Origin of the sequence: Ancylobacter novellus DSM 506, from assembly GCF_000092925.1 — a bacterium.
GTDB lineage: Bacteria > Pseudomonadota > Alphaproteobacteria > Rhizobiales > Xanthobacteraceae > Ancylobacter > Ancylobacter novellus.
Genome location: NC_014217.1, coordinates 4,207,207 through 4,223,501 on the forward strand (window position 1 = coordinate 4,207,207; position 16,295 = coordinate 4,223,501).

Annotated in this window: 18 protein-coding genes; 6 read left to right on the forward strand and 12 right to left on the reverse strand. The window is 69.1% G+C overall.

Going from position 1 to position 16,295, the window contains the following annotated elements; genetic code table 11:
• Positions 1–25 precede the first annotated feature (25 nt).
• The 3 genes from SNOV_RS19780 to SNOV_RS19790 form a co-directional block, all read right to left on the reverse strand.
• Positions 26–745 (reverse strand): Bax inhibitor-1/YccA family protein, encoded by a 720-nt coding sequence (locus SNOV_RS19780; protein WP_013168744.1) that lies wholly within the window; start codon positions 743–745, stop codon positions 26–28.
• Positions 746–830: 85 nt separating this feature from the next.
• Positions 831–1,631, reverse strand: coding sequence for an anti-sigma factor family protein (locus SNOV_RS19785; protein WP_013168745.1), 801 nt, complete (start codon positions 1,629–1,631; stop codon positions 831–833).
• The gene (locus SNOV_RS19790; protein ID WP_013168746.1) at positions 1,615–2,184 is read right to left on the reverse strand and encodes a sigma-70 family RNA polymerase sigma factor; all 570 of its coding nucleotides are present in this window, start codon (positions 2,182–2,184) and stop codon (positions 1,615–1,617) included. Before SNOV_RS19790 ends, SNOV_RS19785 begins: the two co-directional genes overlap by 17 nt.
• A gap of 186 nt (positions 2,185–2,370) precedes the next feature.
• On the opposite strand from SNOV_RS19790, the gene SNOV_RS19795 reads away from it, so the two are divergent.
• Entirely contained in the window at positions 2,371–3,546 is a 1,176-nt protein-coding gene (locus SNOV_RS19795) for an ROK family protein (protein WP_013168747.1), read from the forward strand.
• A gap of 15 nt (positions 3,547–3,561) precedes the next feature.
• Here SNOV_RS19795 and SNOV_RS19800 read toward each other — a convergent pair whose 3' ends face one another.
• From SNOV_RS19800 to SNOV_RS19830, 7 genes are all read right to left on the reverse strand, one after another.
• The gene (locus tag SNOV_RS19800; protein ID WP_013168748.1) at positions 3,562–4,008 is read right to left on the reverse strand and encodes a low affinity iron permease family protein; all 447 of its coding nucleotides are present in this window, start codon (positions 4,006–4,008) and stop codon (positions 3,562–3,564) included.
• A 229-nt stretch (positions 4,009–4,237) separates the two neighbouring features.
• Positions 4,238–5,110 carry an SDR family oxidoreductase gene (locus tag SNOV_RS19805; protein WP_013168749.1) on the reverse strand — a complete coding sequence of 291 codons (873 nt, stop codon included), beginning with the start codon at positions 5,108–5,110 and terminating at the stop codon, positions 4,238–4,240.
• 107 nt (positions 5,111–5,217) lie between these two features.
• The gene (locus SNOV_RS19810) at positions 5,218–5,409 is read right to left on the reverse strand and encodes a DUF3008 family protein (protein WP_013168750.1); all 192 of its coding nucleotides are present in this window, start codon (positions 5,407–5,409) and stop codon (positions 5,218–5,220) included.
• 77 nt (positions 5,410–5,486) lie between these two features.
• Positions 5,487–5,993, reverse strand: a complete 507-nt coding sequence (locus SNOV_RS19815) for a YciE/YciF ferroxidase family protein (RefSeq protein ID WP_013168751.1) — start codon at positions 5,991–5,993, stop codon at positions 5,487–5,489.
• A gap of 101 nt (positions 5,994–6,094) precedes the next feature.
• Entirely contained in the window at positions 6,095–6,574 is a 480-nt protein-coding gene (locus tag SNOV_RS19820) for a hypothetical protein (protein WP_013168752.1), read from the reverse strand.
• Positions 6,546–7,355, reverse strand: coding sequence for an endonuclease/exonuclease/phosphatase family protein (locus SNOV_RS19825; RefSeq protein ID WP_013168753.1), 810 nt, complete (start codon positions 7,353–7,355; stop codon positions 6,546–6,548). The genes SNOV_RS19820 and SNOV_RS19825 overlap by 29 nt, the downstream gene beginning before the upstream one ends.
• Positions 7,352–9,544, reverse strand: a complete 2,193-nt coding sequence (locus SNOV_RS19830) for a VTT domain-containing protein (RefSeq protein WP_013168754.1) — start codon at positions 9,542–9,544, stop codon at positions 7,352–7,354. The genes SNOV_RS19825 and SNOV_RS19830 overlap by 4 nt, the downstream gene beginning before the upstream one ends.
• A 159-nt stretch (positions 9,545–9,703) precedes the next feature.
• On the opposite strand from SNOV_RS19830, the gene SNOV_RS19835 reads away from it, so the two are divergent.
• Together SNOV_RS19835 and SNOV_RS19840 are read left to right on the forward strand one after the other, a co-directional pair.
• Positions 9,704–10,924 (forward strand): M20 aminoacylase family protein, encoded by a 1,221-nt coding sequence (locus tag SNOV_RS19835; RefSeq protein WP_013168755.1) that lies wholly within the window; start codon positions 9,704–9,706, stop codon positions 10,922–10,924.
• Positions 10,925–10,937: 13 nt separating this feature from the next.
• Positions 10,938–12,170, forward strand: coding sequence for an MFS transporter (locus SNOV_RS19840; RefSeq protein ID WP_013168756.1), 1,233 nt, complete (start codon positions 10,938–10,940; stop codon positions 12,168–12,170).
• A 3-nt stretch (positions 12,171–12,173) separates the two neighbouring features.
• On the opposite strand, the gene SNOV_RS19845 is transcribed toward SNOV_RS19840, so the two are convergent.
• Together SNOV_RS19845 and tal are read right to left on the reverse strand one after the other, a co-directional pair.
• Positions 12,174–12,932 carry a sulfite exporter TauE/SafE family protein gene (locus tag SNOV_RS19845; RefSeq protein ID WP_013168757.1) on the reverse strand — a complete coding sequence of 253 codons (759 nt, stop codon included), beginning with the start codon at positions 12,930–12,932 and terminating at the stop codon, positions 12,174–12,176.
• A gap of 62 nt (positions 12,933–12,994) precedes the next feature.
• A complete protein-coding gene (gene tal / locus SNOV_RS19850) occupies positions 12,995–13,966 on the reverse strand; it encodes a transaldolase (RefSeq protein ID WP_013168758.1) in 972 nt (323 codons plus the stop codon).
• Positions 13,967–14,188: 222 nt separating this feature from the next.
• Here tal and SNOV_RS19855 point away from each other — a divergent pair, with 222 nt between their 5' ends.
• Genes SNOV_RS19855 through SNOV_RS19865 form a run of 3 tightly spaced genes read left to right on the forward strand, consistent with a single transcriptional unit; the run spans position 14,189 to position 16,225 of the window.
• Positions 14,189–15,031 carry a hypothetical protein gene (locus tag SNOV_RS19855; RefSeq protein WP_013168759.1) on the forward strand — a complete coding sequence of 281 codons (843 nt, stop codon included), beginning with the start codon at positions 14,189–14,191 and terminating at the stop codon, positions 15,029–15,031.
• 22 nt (positions 15,032–15,053) lie between these two features.
• Positions 15,054–15,683: a chromate transporter gene (locus SNOV_RS19860; RefSeq protein WP_013168760.1), complete on the forward strand. Its 630-nt coding sequence runs from the start codon at positions 15,054–15,056 to the stop codon at positions 15,681–15,683.
• Complete coding sequence (locus SNOV_RS19865; protein ID WP_013168761.1) at positions 15,680–16,225, forward strand: chromate transporter; 546 nt, start codon at positions 15,680–15,682, stop codon at positions 16,223–16,225. Before SNOV_RS19860 ends, SNOV_RS19865 begins: the two co-directional genes overlap by 4 nt.
• Positions 16,226–16,295 lie beyond the last annotated feature (70 nt).

Sequence of the window (16,295 nt, forward strand, 5' to 3'; positions counted from 1 at the left end):
TCCTTCGGGCGCCGCCGCTGCCGGCTCACTCGCGCTCGCCGGTGAAGTTCAGCAGCAGCTGGAAGATGTTGATGAAGTTCAGGTAGAGCGAGAAGGCGCCGAAGACGGCGAGCTTCTGCTGCGATTCCGCGTCGAAATAGTCGGCGTACTGCTCCTTGATCGACTGGGTGTCCCAGGCGGTCAGGCCGACGAAGACGAGGATGCCCACGACCGAGACGATGAACTGCAGCATGGTCGAGCCGAGGAAGATGTTGACCAGGCTCGCGATCACCACGCCGATCAGGCCCATGATCAGGAAGGAGCCGAACTGCGAGAGGTCGCGCTTGGTCGTGTAGCCGTAGAGGCTCGTCGCGCCGAACATGGTCGCGGCGATGAAGAAGGTGCGGGCGATCGAGGTGCCCGTGAAGACCAGGAAGATCGAGGCCATGGACAGGCCCATCACCGCGCAGAAGGCCCAGAACATCGTCTGCGCGCCGGCGCCCGACATGGACTGCATGCGGAACGAGAAGAACAGCACGAAGGCGAGCGGGGCGAACATCACCACCCATTTCAGCGGGGTGGAGAAGATCGGCACGTAGAGCGCCGGCGTGGTGCCGACGATGAAGGCGACGACGCCGGTCAGCACGAGGCCGAGCGCCATGTAGTTGTAGACGCGCAGCATGTGGCGGCGCAGGCCCTCGTCGAAGACGGCCTGGTCGACGGTCGCGGTGCGGGACCACTGGAAGCCGGGGTTCGGCATGCTCATGTCAGTCTCCTATGACCTATGTGGGTCGGGTGCAGCGGTTTCAACAGGCCCGGCTTACCGCCGGGCACGGTTCAGTAGAGGGCGGTCAGTAAAGTGATCTCGCCAGCCGGGCGGCGGCCCGGTCGATTTCGCGCGGGCTCGCCTCCGGCCCGGGCTGGGCGACGAGGGCATAGGCGACCTCGCCCATCTGCCAGTAGGCGGCGTTGAGCTCGTCCTTGGGCACGGTGGTCGCCGGCACTACGTCGAAGCCGCCCGGGCGGACGGCGAAGAGCGAGACGGTGCCCAGATCCTTCGTCTTCACCGCCAGCTCGACGCTGGGGCCGAAGGCGGAGGGGAACACCTGCACGTCCTCCACCTGCCAGCCCTCCGGCAGCGCCGGCATGACGATGGCGGTGGCGGCGCGGATTTCCGCCGGGTCGTAGCCCTGCCCCGCGCGCTGCGAGGGCATGCCGGCGCGCACCAGCGCGGTGCGGTGGGCGCGCACGGCGTCGTCGACATAGGCCGGCGGTAGGTCCGAGGCGACGACGCGGCTCACCCCGAGATGGCCGAACTGGGCATTGGCGAACCAGCCGGCGCCGATGAGCAGCGCCACCGTCGCGGCGATGCGCAGGCCGCGCAGCCAGCGCTCGCGCGACAGAGCGCGCTCCAGCCGCCGCGCTGCCTCCGCCGTGGCGATGCGGGCGGTGGCGGTCGACGCGCCGCGCGGGGTCTCGGCGAGCGACAGGCGCAACTCGTCGCGGATGCGCAGATCCGCCATCACCCGCGAGGCGGCGGAAGGGTTGGCGCTGAGATAGGCCTCGACGTCGATGCGCCGGGCGACGGTCAGCTGGTCGTCGACATAGGCCTGCAGGTCCTCGTCGGAGACGGGATCAATGTGCGGGGTCATCCGATCCTCCAACAATGCGCAGGCGGGCGGGCCGCGCCGTGCCGTCCTCGATGGCGCGCAGCGTCGCGCGGGCGCGCGACAGGCGCGACATCAGCGTGCCCTGCGGGATGTCGAGCGTTGAGGCGGCTTCGGCGTAGCCGAGCCCTTCGATGGCCACGAGGTGCAGCGCCGCGCGCTGCTCCTCGGGCAGTTCCATGAAGGCGTCGCGCACCTGCGCCAGGCGCAACTGGTGTTCCTGCGCCGGCGCCGTGACGGTCTCCGCCAGCTCCAGCGCCTCGGCCTCGCGCCGCGCCTCGGCCTTGCGGGAGCGGCGGCGGTCGACGAAGACGTTGTGCAGCACCGAGAGCAGCCAGCCGCGAAGCCCACGGCCTTCCTCGCCGCGTCCGGCGTCGAAGCTGCCGCGCCGCTCATAGGCGCGCAGCAGCGCGTCGTGGACGAGGTCCTCCGCCTCGGAATCGTCGCGCGTCAGCGAGCGGGCATAGCGCCGCATCACGGCGAGCTGCCCGAGAACGTCGAATTTGCCGGTCCGGCCGTTCGCCTGATCGCGCCTCATGACCCGTATACGGAGCGCCCGCCGTTCCTATTCCGTGGCGGGATGAAAATTTCGCGCGGCCCTGCGCCTTGACGGGCGGGAACGCACCGGCCGCCTCGGCCGTTCTCCCGAGAGACTAACAGCTTACCTATCGTGACGGTGCGCAACTTGCCGTCATGACGTTTCCGCGTGATGACGGAGTTCCGCATGACCGCTGCCGAGAAGACGAAGGCCACCAGGACCGAAACCAAGGACAGCCCGCCTGCGCTCGGCGTGCATGGCGCGGGGACGCTCACCGCCGTCACGGTGGACGCCTGCAACAGCCAGCTCCGCGACGAGGACGGCTTCGTCGGCGATCGCGCACGCCGCGCCGCCTTCTTCGAGAGCCTCGATCGCTGGCGGAAGATCGCAGCGATCAAGCATCCCGTGCTCGGCGACACCCCGACGGAGGAGCTTTCCAAGTCGCTGATCGACGAGGCGCTGGCCGAGGGCAGGCCGCACGAGCAGGCACTGATCCTGAGCGCCATCGAGGATTATGCCGGCGAGCTCGCCGCGGTGCTGCGCCGGCTGCTGCGCTCGAAGGACTGGCGCGGCACGCAGCGCATCGCCGTCGGCGGCGGCCTCGCGGCCAGCCGCTTCGCCGCCATCGCGGTGGCCCGCGCCGAGCTCAAGCTGCGCGCCGACGACATCGAGATCGAGCTGCACCCGATCCGCAACGATCCGGACGAGGCCGGGCTGATCGGTGCCGTGCATCTGGCGCCGAGCTGGATGTTCGAGAGCTTCGACGACATCCTCGCCGTCGACATTGGCGGCACCAATATCCGTGCCGGCATCGTCCGCCTCAACCTCGACAAGGCCGACGACCTCTCCAAGGCCAAGGTGCGCGAGATCGAGCTGTGGCGCCATGGCGACGAGGATCCCGCGCGCGACAAGGCCATCGACCGCATGGTCGACATGCTCAAGGACCTGATCGGCAAGGCGGAGAAGGAGGGGGTGAAGCTTGCCCCCTTCATCGGCGTCGGCTGCCCCGGCGCCATCGCCGAGGACGGCTCGATCGAGACCGGCGGCCAGAACCTGCCGGGCAATTGGGAGAGCGCCCGCTTCAACCTGCCGGCGGCGCTGTGGGACGCCATCCCCGAGATCGATGGGCGCGAGACCGTCGTGGTCATGCACAATGACGCGGTGGTGCAGGGGCTGAGCGAGGTGCCGTTCATGCAGGACGTCGCGCGCTGGGGGGCGGTGACCATCGGCACGGGGCTCGGCAATGCCCGCTTCACCAATCGCGAACGGCCCAATGCCGAGCAGAAGGCCGCGGCCAAGCGCATGAAGCGGGACGAGAAGGACAAGGAGAACGGCAAGAAGGACAAGGCGGGGAAAGGCTGACCCGCCCGCCGGGACCTAGGCGCCGGGCCCGGCCTTGCCTTTCCGGCTGGCGGCCACCGGCGCCTTGCCGTCGCGCTCGGCCTGCGCCAGCGCCTCGTACTCGCCGCGGATTTCCTCCAGCGCGCCGTCGTCGAGCTCCTCGAGGTCGAGCAGTACGTTGCGCGTGAGGTCGTTCTTGGCGATCAGCTCGTCGAGCTTGATGTGCAGCGCCGCGGTGTCGCGGTTCTGGCTGTTCTGGATCACGAACACCATCAGGAAGGTGATGATGGTGGTGGAGGTGTTGATCACTAGCTGCCAGGTGTCGCCGAAGCCGAAGAAGGGGCCACTGATCGCCCACAGCACGATGATGGCGGCGGCGCCGGCGAAGGTGGTCGGCTTGCCCGCCTGCACGGCGACCCATTGCGCGAAGCGGGTGAAGAAGGACCGCGAAGGCCGGCCCGGTTGGGTGCTGCCCGACGCCATTTACAAGTACCCCATACGCGTTGCGGGGCTTGAACGCGGCGGTGGGCGTCTTCGTTCCCCGGCGTGCGATGCGCTCATCTTCATGCACCCTCATCCCGAGGTGCGAGCGCAGCGAGCCTCGAAGGATGGTCGCCCGAGCGCGCCTGGATGAACATCCTTCGAGGCCCGCCCTTCGGCCGGGCACCTCAGGATGAGGTTGCCAGGGCGGGGAGGCGGACTTCGCCCATACTCACAGGATCGGCTGGCCGCCGGTCACGGCGATGGTGGCGCCGGAGACGTAGCTCGACAGTGGGTCCGCCAGCATCACGTAGGCGGTGGCGAGTTCGGCCGGCTGGCCGGGCCGCTTCATCGGCACCTGCTCGCCGAAATGCTCCACCGATTCCGGCGGCAGCGTCGAGGGGATGAGCGGCGTCCAGATCGGCCCCGGCGCCACCGCATTGGCGCGGATGCCCTTGGGCGCCAGTAGCTGCGCCAGCCCGGCGGTAAAGTTCTGGATCGCCCCCTTCGTGGTCGCATAGGCGAGCAGCGAAGGGTTCGGCTTGTCGGAATTGATCGAGGCGGTGTTGATGATCGAGCTGCCCGGCTTCATGTGCAGGACGGCCGCCTTGGTCAGGTAGAACATGGCGTGGATGTTGACGCGGAAGGTCAGCTCCCACTCCTCGTCGGAGATGTCGCCGATCTCCTTGAACGTCGCCTGATGGGCGGCGTTGTTGACGAGGATGTCGATGCCGCCGAGCTCGTCCATCGCCGCCTCCACCAGCGCGCGGCAGTTCTGCGCGTGCTGGATGTCGCCAGGCACCAGCACCGCCTTGCGGCCGGCCTCCTCGACCAGACGCTGGGTCTCGGCGGCGTCGTCGCCCTCGTTGAGATAGGAGATGAGGAGGTCCGCCCCCTCGCGGGCGAAGGCGATGGCCACCGCGCGGCCGATGCCGCTGTCGCCGCCGGTGATGATGGCGCGCTTGCCCTTCAGCCGGCCCGAACCCTTGTAGCTCTCCTCGCCATGGTCGGGGCGCGGCTGCATCGAGGCGGTCATGCCGGGCATGGGTTGCGGCTGGCGCGGGAAGGGCGGCGTGGGATGGGCCTTCGGATTGGCGGCGTCCATCGGGGTCTCCTCACAATAAAAAACTCCCCCCAGAGCCCTTTCCGATGACGGAAAGCACCCTGATCGAAGGGCTCGGTTCTTTTCGGGCCGCGGCGGCGGCCGTCGGCCTAGTGGCGGCCGGCGACGTGCTCGGGCTTGCCCTTGCGCTTCGTCGAGGCGAACTCTTCGAGCTGCTTCTCGCTCATCGACTTCTCCATCGACTTGGAGGCGCCGCGCAGCTCGCTCTTCTTGGTCTCGCCGCGCTTGGCGGAAAGCGCCGCACCGGCGGCCTTCTGCTGGGCTTTGGACTTGGCAGGCATGGGATTCTCCATCGGCTGGGGGAGCCGGCGCCGACCGGGAAGGGGAGACCCCGAAGCCGGCGCCGGCCACGCGCGCCTTACTCGGCGGCGTAGAGGTTGACCTTCGACTCGGCGAGCTTGGTCAGCTTGCTGTCGGCGTTCTTCTCCTCGGCGAGGTTCTTCTGGAGCACGCTGGCGCAGTCGGGCCGGCCGAGCAGCTTGGCCCAGGCGACGAGGGTGCCGTAGCGGGTCATCTCGTAATGCTCGACCGCCTGCGCGGCGGCGATCAGCGCGGCGTCCCGCACCTGCTTGTCGGCCACGTCGCCGGTGACTTCCTCGGCCTCGTCGATGATGCCGTCGATGGCCGGGCAGTTGACCGCTTTCGGCTCCACGCCGTGCATCTTGAAGACCTCCTCCACGCGGAGGATGTGGTTCTCGGTCTCGCCCAGATGGTGCTTGAAGTCAGCCTTGAGCTGCGCGTCCGTCGCCTTGTCGATCATGGTAGGCAGTGACTTCGCGATCTTCTTCTCCGCGTAATAGATGTCCTGCAGCGTGTGAACGAAGAGATCGTTCATGGTCTTGATGTCTTTCGAGAACAGACCCATGGTAATTTCCTCCTTAAGGAGCCGGTATTGCTTTAGGATGCGTGGTATCCTGGCGCGCGCGGCACGTAGCGGCGCTGCGGAATGCAGGAAAAACCAACCAGCTAGCGGAACGTTCCAGGATTTATCTGCAAAATCGCGGCATTGGCCGGCTGCATCGGCGGCTGGCCCGGCTCGCGCGGCGGCAGGTCCATCGGCGGCGCGCGCGGCTCGTCCATCGGCTCGTCGACATCGGGCACGATGTCGGGGTCGGGGTCGGGCGGCTCTGTCGGATCGTCGATGCCGGGCGGTGGCCGGTCCGGCGGGGGATCGCGCGGCGGGTCGCGCGGATCCTCACCGCTCAGCAAAGCCCCGCCCGGCCGGATCGGCGGAGGCGGCGCCGGCGGCGGGTCACTGACGTCGGGCGGCACCGGGTCGCGTATGCCCGGCACGTCCGGGTCGTGGACCGGCGGCTGCACCGGATCGCGGATCGGCGCCGGGTCGGGAATGGGGTTGGTGTCGGGCATGGGCGGCACGCCGGGTACGGGAGTGTCCGGCCTGTCGGGTGTCTCTGCCCTATCGGGATTCGGCTGGTTCGGGATCATCGATCACTCCTCCCGTTCGTGCCGTGTCGGAATCAACGTGTCCCGCTTCGGCCGGTTCCGCCGGGACGGCGTTCCCGCGCGCGGGCAAAGCGAGATCGACGATGATCGGCAGATGGTCGGAGATCGCCCGCGCGGCGGGATCGGTGAAGGCATCCGCCAGCATGCCCGGCGCGCTGCAATAGACCCGGTCGAGCCGCAGCGCCGGCTTCTGCGCCGGGAAGGTGCGCAGCCGGGTGCGCTCGGGCAGCACATGGCTCATGGTCCGTGTGACCTGGCCGAAGGAGAACCAGTCGTTGAAGTCGCCCATCATCACCGTGGGCATGCCGCGCACGCGCCGCGCCATGGCGGCGAGCATGCCGGCCTGGCGCCGCCGCTCGAAGATGAACAGGCCCAGATGCACGGCGACGAGGTGCAGCGGGCCGAAGGGAGTGGCGATCTGCGTCTCGATGGCGATGCGCGGCTCGTAGCGCCACACCGACAGGTCGTGCAGCACGACATCCGAGGTCGGCCAGCGCGAGAACAGCGCGTGGCCGTAATGCCCGTCCGGCACGGCGATGGTGCGCGCCTCGGTGAAATGGTGGATGTCGAGGCCGCGCAGTGGCGCCAGGCAGTCGATGTCGCGCCCGCGCGTGTCGATCTCCTGCAATGCGAGCACGTCCGGTGCGTGCTTCGCCACCAGGCTAGCGATGCGGTCGAGGTCGAAGCGGCGGTCCGGGCCGATGCCGCCATGGATGTTCCAGGTCATCAGCCGCAGCCGGCCGGGCGGCGGGAGGCCGTTCAAGCCGCCCTCCGGAAATGCGACACGAGGAGTTGCAGGCCGATCGAGCACAGGATCCACAGCAGCAGGAAGCCGACGAAGACGGCGGCCCCGAACAGCGACGGCCTTGAGAACAGCTCGACGATCTGCCGGCCGAGCGCGGTGAGCACGATGAGCCCGGGCAGCAGGCCGATGGCGGTGCCGACTACATAGTCGACGAAGCGCAGCCCCGCCGCGCCGGCCACCAGATTGACGAAGGTGAACGGCGCCACCGGCACGAGGCGGACGGTGGCGACGGTGACGACGCCCTGATCCGCCAGGCTTCGCCGGATGCGGTTGATGCGCGGGCCGATGAAGCGGCGCACCGTGCCGGTGCCGATCTGCCGGCCGATCATGTAGGTGACGACCGCGCTCGCCAGCGCGCCGAGCCCGGCGATCGCCGCCCCGCCCCAGCTGTCGAACATCGCCACCGTCGCCACGATCAGCACCGAGACCGGGAAGGCCACGAGCCCGCCCAGCACGAACAGCGCCACCATCAGCGCCGGCGCCCAGGGCCGGTCGGCGATGGTATCGAGCGCGCCGACGAGCCGTTCCGGCTCGGCGAAGGGCGAGTTGGCCCAGGCCAGCACCAGAGCGGCGAACACCGCGACGGCAATGGCGATCGGCAGCAGCCGGCGCGGCTTTCGGGATCCGTTCCGGGCGGAACCGGTTTCTTCGTAGAGCGGTTCGATCGGGTCGGCGAGCGCGTCGATGGAGGCAAACGGCAGGGGCAAAGGCAGCTCGGTGGTGTCGACCTGCGCCACCTCGACCAGCCGGCGCCCCTCTTTCGCCTCGTCCAGCACCGCCAGCAGCGAGCCGGTGCGCTCGATCACCGCCGCTACCTCCTCGGCGCTCAGCCCGACATGCTCGCCGACCAGCCGGTTGCGCATGGCGGCGACGCCGGCACGCTCCTCGGCATCGGTGGCGTCGATCACCAGATCGCACTCGCTGTCGAACCCCATGGAGCGGTTGCACAGATTGGCCGAGCCGACCCGCAGCAGGCGGTCGTCGACGATCATCACCTTGGCGTGGATCATCACCGGCACGGTCTCGGCCTCGCCGGCGACCTCCGGGAAGACGACGCGTATGCGCTCGGCCATGCCGGCGTCATGTAGGGCCTGGATCACCCGCTGGCGGCCGAGGCCCATGGACTGGTGCTCGAACCAGCTCCGATAGGTCTGCGGCGCCACCAGCAGCGCCTCGAGCTGCGGGCGCGCTTGCATCCGTTCGATCAGGCGCTCGGTGAATCGCTCGCAGGTGACGAACTGGTTCTCGACATAGACGAAGCGCTCGGCGGCATCGACCATGTCGAAGAACAGCGCCTCGACCTCCCGTACCTCCGCCGCGTCGGCATAGGGTGGCAGCGTGCGGGCGATGCCGATCTCGACGTCGCGGAACTCCGGCACGAGATGCTCGGGCCAGCGGTCGGCCCCGCCGCGCCGCCGCCGGTTCGGCAGGCGCTCGCAGGCCGCCCGTTTCCAGCGGTCGCGGAACAGCCGGCCGAGGGCCTCCGCCGCCGCACCATCCACCGCCATCTGCACGTCGTGGAAGGGCGCATAGGCGCTGCCGGCCGGATCGATGCGGTCGGGATCGTCGGGCGTGTGCGCGGGCGTGTCCCAGCGGCGGCCGGTGAGGTCCAGCCCGCCGGAGAAGGCGACGCGGTCGTCAATCACCGCGATCTTCTGGTGGTGCGAGGCGCCGAGCGGCAGCGCGTCGTCGAGGCAGAGTTCGATCTGCGGCGGCGTCGACCAGAGGAAGGAATAGATCGGGGTGAGCTCGCGCTCGAAGGCGAACAGCACCGAATAGTCCCACAGGAGCAGGCGGATGCGCAGATGCGGGTTGCGCGCCACCAGCGCCGAGAGGAAGGCCGCCAGCGTCTCCGGCAGCCCGTCATCGGCCGTGCCGCTCTCGCCGACCAGCTTCATGCGGCTGTCGAGGTCCCAGCCGGCGATGTGGATGGTCTCGCGCGCGTTCAGCATCGCCTCGCGCAGCGCGCCGAAATAGGCGGCGCCGTCGACCAGCACGGCGGCGCGCTCGGCGGTCTCGACACGCCAGACATTGCGTCCGGGGCGCAGCAGCGGCCCGGATTCGAGCGGTGCCGGCGGGCCGGCCGAGCGCGGCGCCGGACGTTCGGCGAGGGCGCTTTCGACGAAATCATGGACGGGCTCGGGCATCGCGGGCGAGGTCTCCGTGCGGGCGATTGTGCTGCGTCAACCGTGCTCGCCTATGAGAGGTTCCGGCGCCCGTGCCGGCCTTGTCTGCCGAAGCCGCGCGGCAGCCCTGCGCCGCATGCCCTTGTCGGCCTGTCCGGGGCGCGATAATCCGACCGGAAGATGGAACGGGCAGGGTGGCTCGGCGTGGCGCAGAACGGTTCGGTCGGCATCGTCCCTGAGGTCGCGGCGCAGGCGGACGAGTTCACCCAATGGCGCCGCACGCTGCACGCCATGCCGGAGACCGCCTTTACCGAGCATCGCACCTCGGCCTTCGTCGCCGGAAAGCTGGAGAGCTTCGGCCTGCCCGTGCATCGCGGCCTCGCCGGCACCGGGCTGGTGGCGACGCTGAAGGGCCGGTTGGGCGATGGCCCCGCCATCGGCCTGCGCGCCGACATCGACGCGCTCGACATCCACGAGGCGACCAACCTGCCTTATCGCTCGGACACGCCGGGCAAGATGCACGCCTGCGGCCATGACGGGCACATGACCATGCTGCTCGCCGCCGCAAGCCATCTGAGCGCGCATCCCGACTTCGCCGGCACGGTGCATTTCATCTTCCAGCCGGCCGAGGAGAACGAGGGCGGCGGGCGCGTGATGGTCGAGGAGGGGCTGTTCGACCTGTTCCCGACGCAGGCGGTCTACGGCCTGCACAACTGGCCGAACGCGCCCTTCGGCACCTTCCTCGGACGGCCGGGGCCGATGTTCGCCTCCTTCGACATCTTCGAGGTGAAGGTGATCGGCCGGGGCGCCCATGCCGCCATGCCCCAGCGCGGCATCGATCCGGTGCTGGCGGCCTCGCTGATCGTCGCGCAGCTCCAGTCCATCGTGTCGCGCTCGGTGAGCCCGCAGGAGGCGGCGGTGGTCACCGTCACCCAAATCCATGGCGGCGAGACCTGGAACATCATCCCCGACGAAGTGGTGCTGCGCGGCACGGTGCGCAGCTTCACGCCGGAGGTGCGCGACCTCGTCGAGCAGCGCTTCCGCGCCGTGGTCGAGGGCGTCTGCGCCGCGCAGGGGGCGAGCGCCGAGATTCGCTATGAGCGCCGCTATCCCTCGCTGGTCAACCACCGCGCCGAGTTCGGGCAGGCGCTGGCCGCCGCGGGCGCGACGGTCGGCGCGGAGAACGTCGTCCCCGATTTCGAGCCGATCATGGCCGCCGAGGACTTCGCCTATATGCTGGAAAGGGTGCCGGGCGCCTATCTCTGCCTTGCCAGCGGCCCCGGCCCGAACCTGCACAACGCCCAGTACGACTTCAATGACGGGCTCATCCCCGTCGGCGCCAGCTACTGGGTCAACCTCGTCCATTCGCTGCTGAAGCCGGGCGCTGCCCCCGCCGCATGAGAGTCCGCGTGACGTGACCGCCGCCGCCCCCGCCACGCATGTCCCCCCGCCCAACGGGCGCAGCCTGTTCATCGTCGGGCTCGGCGTCGGCCAAGTCTGCTCCTGGGGCACGCTCTATTACAGCTTCCCGCAGATCGCCCAGGCGATGAGCGTGGAGCTGGGCTGGTCCAAGGCCGAGCTCTACGGCGCCGCCACCCTCGGCCTCGCGCTGGGCGGCCTCGCCGCCTATCCGGTCGGCGCCGCCATAGACCGCGGCCATGGCCGGGCGATCATGACCGGCGGCTCGCTGCTGGCGGGACTGCTCTTCGTGCTTTGGGCGCATGCGGACAGCATGGCGCTGTTCTATCTGGCGGTGGCCGGCATCGGCTGCATGCAGGCGGCGACGCTGTACGATCCCGCCTTCGCGGTGATCGCCCGGCGCGCCGGCCCGCTCAACGCCCGGCCCGGCATCACCGCGCTGACGCTCTGGGGCGGCTTCGCCTCCACCGTGTTCATCCCGCTGATCCAGCTCCTGCTCGACAATGTCGGCTGGCGCGACACGCTGCTGGTGCTCGGCGCGGTCAATATCGTGATCTGCGGGACGGTGAACTTCCTTTCCATCGATCCCTCGCTCGACGCCGCCCCGCCGCGCGTGGCGGGTGCTCCCGCGCCGGGGCGCGGGGCGGTCGCCGAGGTGCTGCGCCGGCCGGTGTTCTGGGCGCTGGCGGCGGCCTTCACCGCCTATGCGGCGATGTTCTCCGGCTTCACCTTCCACCTCTACCCGCTGCTGGTCGAGCGCGGCTTCGACACGGCGAGCGTGGTCAGCGCCATCGCGCTGATCGGCCCGGCGCAGGTGGCCGGGCGCGTCGCCGTCTCGGTGCTGGCGCCGCGGGTGCCGGTGCGCGTAGTCGGCTCGTTCATCGTGGCGATCTTCCCCGTCGCCTTCCTGGCGCTGGAGTTCATGCCGCCGCATTTCGAATGGGTGGCGCTGTTCGCCCTTGCGCTCGGCGTGGCGAACGGCCTCGTCACCATCGTGCGCGGCCTCGTCGTGCCGGAGCTGCTGACAAGGCGCGCCTATGGCGCGGTGAACGGCGCGCTGGCCATGCCGGCCACCATCTCGCGCGCGCTCGCTCCGGTGGGCCTTGCCATGCTGTGGACCGCCGCCGGCTCCTACGACCCGGTGCTGATCACCGTCATCGCCTTCTCGGTGGTGTTCGCCGCCGGCTTCTGGTGCGCGGCGCTGATGGCGCGGCCGGTCGAGGACTAGGGTTCAGAAGCCGAGCATCTCGCTCGCGCCGTCCCAGGTGAGCTTGAGCGAGATCAGGAACAGCGCCGCCACCACCAGCCGGTAGAACAGCTTCTCGGGCAGCACACGGGTCAGCCTCACGCCGACGAAGGTCGCCGCCACCGCCACCGGGATGAGCAGCGCGGTGACGGCGAGATTGTCGGCGTTGAGCTGCCCCAGCGCCCAGTAGGGCACCAGCTTCAGGGCGTTGACCACGGCGAAGGTGAGGGTGGTGGTGCCGGCATAGACCATCTTCGGCAGCTTCTGCGGCACCACATACATCTGGTAGGGCGGCCCGCCGGCATGGCTGACGAAGCTGGTGAAGCCCGACACCGCGCCCCAGAAGACGCCGCGCGGCAGGTCTGCCGGGCGCGCCACCCTGCCCGCGCCGCCGAACCAGCGCATCAGGCAGAAGGCGATCCCTACGCCGCCGACGATCAGCATCACCATCGCCTCGGTGACGATGGAGGCGGTGGCCCAGCCGATGCCGATGCCGAGCGTGGAAGCCGGAATGAGGATGGCGAGGTTGCGGCCGGAGAATTCGCGCCGGTAGGCCCAGACGCCGAACATGTCACTGATGACGTAGACCGGCAGCAGCAGGCCGGCGGCGGTGATCGGCGACATGAACAGCGCCATGGTCGGCACGGCGAGGCCGCCGATCATCGGCACGCCGCCCTTGCTCATGCCGACGAAGAACGCCGCCATGCCGGCGGCGAGCACGAAGCCGAGGTCGGGAGTGATCATGGAAGGGCACGCGGAAGGATGGGCGAGGAGGGCGGGCGCCCTCCTCCGAAAGCGCGCTTCTATCAGGCGGCCTGCGCCCCTTCCAGACGCTTGGCGACGAGGCCGCGCAGGGTGCGCAGGTCCTTGACGAAGAGGCGGATGCCTTCCGAGAGCTTCTCGGTCGCCATCTGGTCCTCGTTGAGGGCAAAGCGGAATGCCTTCTCGTCGAGCGAGAGCTTCGCCGGCGCGCCTTCGGTGTTGGCGGGGTCGAGCTTGCGCTCCAGCACGCCGTCATCGGCGGCGAGCTGGTCGAGCAGCGCCGGGCCGATGGTGAGGCGGTCGCAGCCGGCCAGCGCCTCGATCTCGCCGGTGTTGCGGAAGGAGGCGCCCATGACCACGGTCGGGAGGCCGTGCTTCTTGTAATAGGCGTAGATCTGCCGCACCGACTTCACGCCCGGATCGGTCTCGGAGGTGAACGGACCTTCGCCCGCCTTGACGTGCCAGTCGAGGATGCGGCCGACGAAGGGGGAGATCAGGAAGGCGCCGGCATCGGCGGCGGCCGCGGCCTGCGTGAGCGAGAACAGCAGCGTCAGGTTGCAGTCGATGCCTTCCTTCTGCAGCACCTCGGCGGCGCGGATGCCCTCCCAGGTCGAGGCGACCTTGATGAGGATGCGCTCGCGTCCGACGCCGCGCGCCTCATAGGCGGCGATGAAGGACCGCGCCTTGGCGAGCGTCGCCTGGGTGTCGAAGGAGAGGTCCGCGTCGACCTCGGTGGAGACCCGGCCGGGCACGATGGTGGAGAGCTCGGCGCCGAAGTTCAGCGCCAGCCGGTCGCAGGTGGCGTTGATCGCCGCCTCGCGCGAGCCGCCCTGCCGGCCGCCCCAGTCGATCGCCTCGTCGACGAGGTGGGCATAGGCCGGCATCTCGGCGGCCTTGAGCAGCAGGGTCGGGTTGGTGGTGCAGTCCTGCGGCTTCAGCCGGCGTACCGTTTCGATGTCGCCGGTGTCGGAGACGACGACGGTCATGGCACGCAGTTGGTCGAGCTTGGAGGGCATGGTGCTGTCTCTCTTCTCGCGGGGGGCGGGCGTCGGGCGGCCGTTCCGCAGGCGCTGATCGGTGATCAGCTTCCTTGGATCACACTTCAGCCGCCTTCTTCAAGGTATCTCGCCGGTAGCCGCCGCGTGTGACGGGCGCGTGACCCGGCCTTGTCGGCGACTGTGGGGCGGCGTAAAGCTTGACGTCGGGCGTACGGCGAGCGGCCGTCTGCGGGGCCTGCGATGGACGATATTCACTACCGCGAATACAAGATCCTGCTTCGGCCGGAACGCTTCTTCGACCCCCATCAGTTCGAGGTGTACTGGCATAAGCTGTGCCTGATCGCACCCGAGTTCAAGGTCGGCGTCACCACCAACAAGGACGGCTTCAAGCGGCAGGTCCGCGAGGTGCTATTCTACGACACGCCGGACTACGACCTTTACCGCAACGCCTTCATCCTGCGGAAACGCACCTTCTACACTGATGGCTGGCCCGACCACGAGCACGAGCTGGCGCTGAAGTTTCGCCACCCGGACCTCGCCACCGCCGCCGCCGTCGACGTCATCCCGCATCTGAGCGGCAAGGCCGACATCAAGTTCAAGGAAGAGCTGCTGCCGGCGAAGGACAGCCTGGGCGGCATCCGCTCGCTCTACTCGCATAATTGCGTGCTGCTCAGCCCCGGCCTCGTGCTCGACGAGGGGCTGGAGCGCATCGCCACCGTGTTCCCCGAGCTCGCCGCGCATTGCCCGGCCGACAAGGAGAAGAAGATCGGGCAGGTGAACAACCTGTCGGTCGAGGAGGTGCAGGTGAATGTCGGCTCCTTCGACTTCGGCCACGGCCTCGTCGCCAAGGCGACCATCTCGGTCTGGCGCGACCGCGCCACCGAGACCTCGATCATCGGCGAGTTCGCCTTCCAGGCGAAGTTCGACCGCTATGACGAGGTGCACGTCAAGGCGCGCGCCCGCTCGGAGGAGTTCTTCAAGGCGGCGCAGACCCATGCCCCCGAATGGGTGAAGCTCGGCGCCACCAAGACGGCGCTGGTCTACAATTTCGGCAAGCAGCTCGTGGCCAGCCACGAAAGCTGATCCTCCTCGCGAGTTCCCCCGCATGAACACGCCTGCGCAGCCCGGACCGGGCGCCGCTCCCGACACTGAAGCGGCGCCCTATGCGGTGCCGCGCGACGTGAAGCTGTGGGACATCTTCCTCACCTTCCTCGGCATCGGCGCGGTCAGCTTCGGCGGCGGCGTGGTGGCCTATCTCAGGGCCGGGCTGGTGATCCGCAAGCGCTGGCTCGACGAGGAGCACTTCCTCTCGGCGCTGGAGATCTCGCAGGCGCTGCCGGGGCTGAACGCCACCAATATGAGCATCATCGTCGGCGACCGGCTGCGCGGCGTGTGGGGCTCGATCATCGCCTTCCTCGGCATCACCCTGCCGGGCGGCACGATGGTGCTGGTGCTCGGCGTCGCCTATGCCGCCAACGCCTCCAACCCCTACGTCAACGCGGCACTGGTCGGCGTCGGCGCGGCGGCGGTGGGCATGCTCTCGGCGGTGACGTTGCAGATCGGCCGCAAGCAGCTCGGCAGCCTGGTCGACATCGCCATCATCCTGGTCACCGTCGGCATGGTGAGCTTCCTGCACATCTCGCTGATCTGGGTGCTGCTCACCGTCGGGCCGGTCGCGGTCTTCCTCTACCGGCCGCGCCGGCAGGCCGCCGATGCGCCGGGATCGTCCGAATGAACGAGAACCTCTCCGTCCTCGGCGTCTTCGCGCTGCTCTCGGTACTGGCGGTCGGCGGCGGCGCCGCCGTGCTGCCGGAGACCAAGGCGCTGGTGGTGGAGAGCCATCACTGGCTGACCGATGACGGCTTTCGCGACATATACGGCCTCGGCCAGGTGGTGCCGGGGCCGAACATGCTGATGGTCATCGTCATCGGCTACCACGTCACCGGCTATGTCGGGGCGCTGCTCGCCTTCCTCGGGTTCTTCGTGCCGGCGGGCGTCATCTCCTGGGGCGCCTCGCGGGTGTGGGACCATTTCGAGGGCTCGCCCTGGCGGCGCTCGTTGCAGCAGGGCATGGCGCCGCTGGTGGTCGGTCTGATGGCGGCCGGCACCATTTCCATCGCCCGCACCGCCATCGACGGCGTGCTCACGATTCTGATCGCGGTGGCGGTGTTCGCCGGGGTCTATTTCGTGAAGAAGGTCAATCCGGCGATCCTGGTGCTGGGCGGTGGGCTGGTCGGTCTCGCGCTGCTGAGCGGTTCCGGCGCCGGCATACCCTGACGCTCGTATCTCCCTCATCTCGGGACTGACCCGGGGGCCAGTCCGCGAAACGCCATCTGCGGGCCAGATT

Excerpts from the sequence above, each read along its gene's own strand:
- SNOV_RS19805 (WP_013168749.1), bottom strand. The coding sequence starts at position 5,110 with ATGGACGCCGCCAATCCGAAGGCCCATCCCACGCCGCCCTTCCCGCGC.
- SNOV_RS19830 (WP_013168754.1), bottom strand. The coding sequence starts at position 9,544 with ATGCCCGAGCCCGTCCATGATTTCGTCGAAAGCGCCCTCGCCGAACGT.
- SNOV_RS19835 (WP_013168755.1), top strand. The coding sequence starts at position 9,704 with ATGGAACGGGCAGGGTGGCTCGGCGTGGCGCAGAACGGTTCGGTCGGC.
- SNOV_RS19780 (WP_013168744.1), bottom strand. The coding sequence starts at position 745 with ATGAGCATGCCGAACCCCGGCTTCCAGTGGTCCCGCACCGCGACCGTC.
- SNOV_RS19815 (WP_013168751.1), bottom strand. The coding sequence starts at position 5,993 with ATGGGTCTGTTCTCGAAAGACATCAAGACCATGAACGATCTCTTCGTT.
- SNOV_RS19820 (WP_013168752.1), bottom strand. The coding sequence starts at position 6,574 with ATGATCCCGAACCAGCCGAATCCCGATAGGGCAGAGACACCCGACAGG.
- SNOV_RS19855 (WP_013168759.1), top strand. The coding sequence starts at position 14,189 with ATGGACGATATTCACTACCGCGAATACAAGATCCTGCTTCGGCCGGAA.
- SNOV_RS19795 (WP_013168747.1), top strand. The coding sequence starts at position 2,371 with ATGACCGCTGCCGAGAAGACGAAGGCCACCAGGACCGAAACCAAGGAC.
- SNOV_RS19845 (WP_013168757.1), bottom strand. The coding sequence starts at position 12,932 with ATGATCACTCCCGACCTCGGCTTCGTGCTCGCCGCCGGCATGGCGGCG.
- SNOV_RS19790 (WP_013168746.1), bottom strand. The coding sequence starts at position 2,184 with ATGAGGCGCGATCAGGCGAACGGCCGGACCGGCAAATTCGACGTTCTC.
- SNOV_RS19810 (WP_013168750.1), bottom strand. The coding sequence starts at position 5,409 with ATGCCTGCCAAGTCCAAAGCCCAGCAGAAGGCCGCCGGTGCGGCGCTT.
- SNOV_RS19800 (WP_013168748.1), bottom strand. The coding sequence starts at position 4,008 with ATGGCGTCGGGCAGCACCCAACCGGGCCGGCCTTCGCGGTCCTTCTTC.
- tal (WP_013168758.1), bottom strand. The coding sequence starts at position 13,966 with ATGCCCTCCAAGCTCGACCAACTGCGTGCCATGACCGTCGTCGTCTCC.
- SNOV_RS19785 (WP_013168745.1), bottom strand. The coding sequence starts at position 1,631 with ATGACCCCGCACATTGATCCCGTCTCCGACGAGGACCTGCAGGCCTAT.
- SNOV_RS19860 (WP_013168760.1), top strand. The coding sequence starts at position 15,054 with ATGAACACGCCTGCGCAGCCCGGACCGGGCGCCGCTCCCGACACTGAA.
- SNOV_RS19865 (WP_013168761.1), top strand. The coding sequence starts at position 15,680 with ATGAACGAGAACCTCTCCGTCCTCGGCGTCTTCGCGCTGCTCTCGGTA.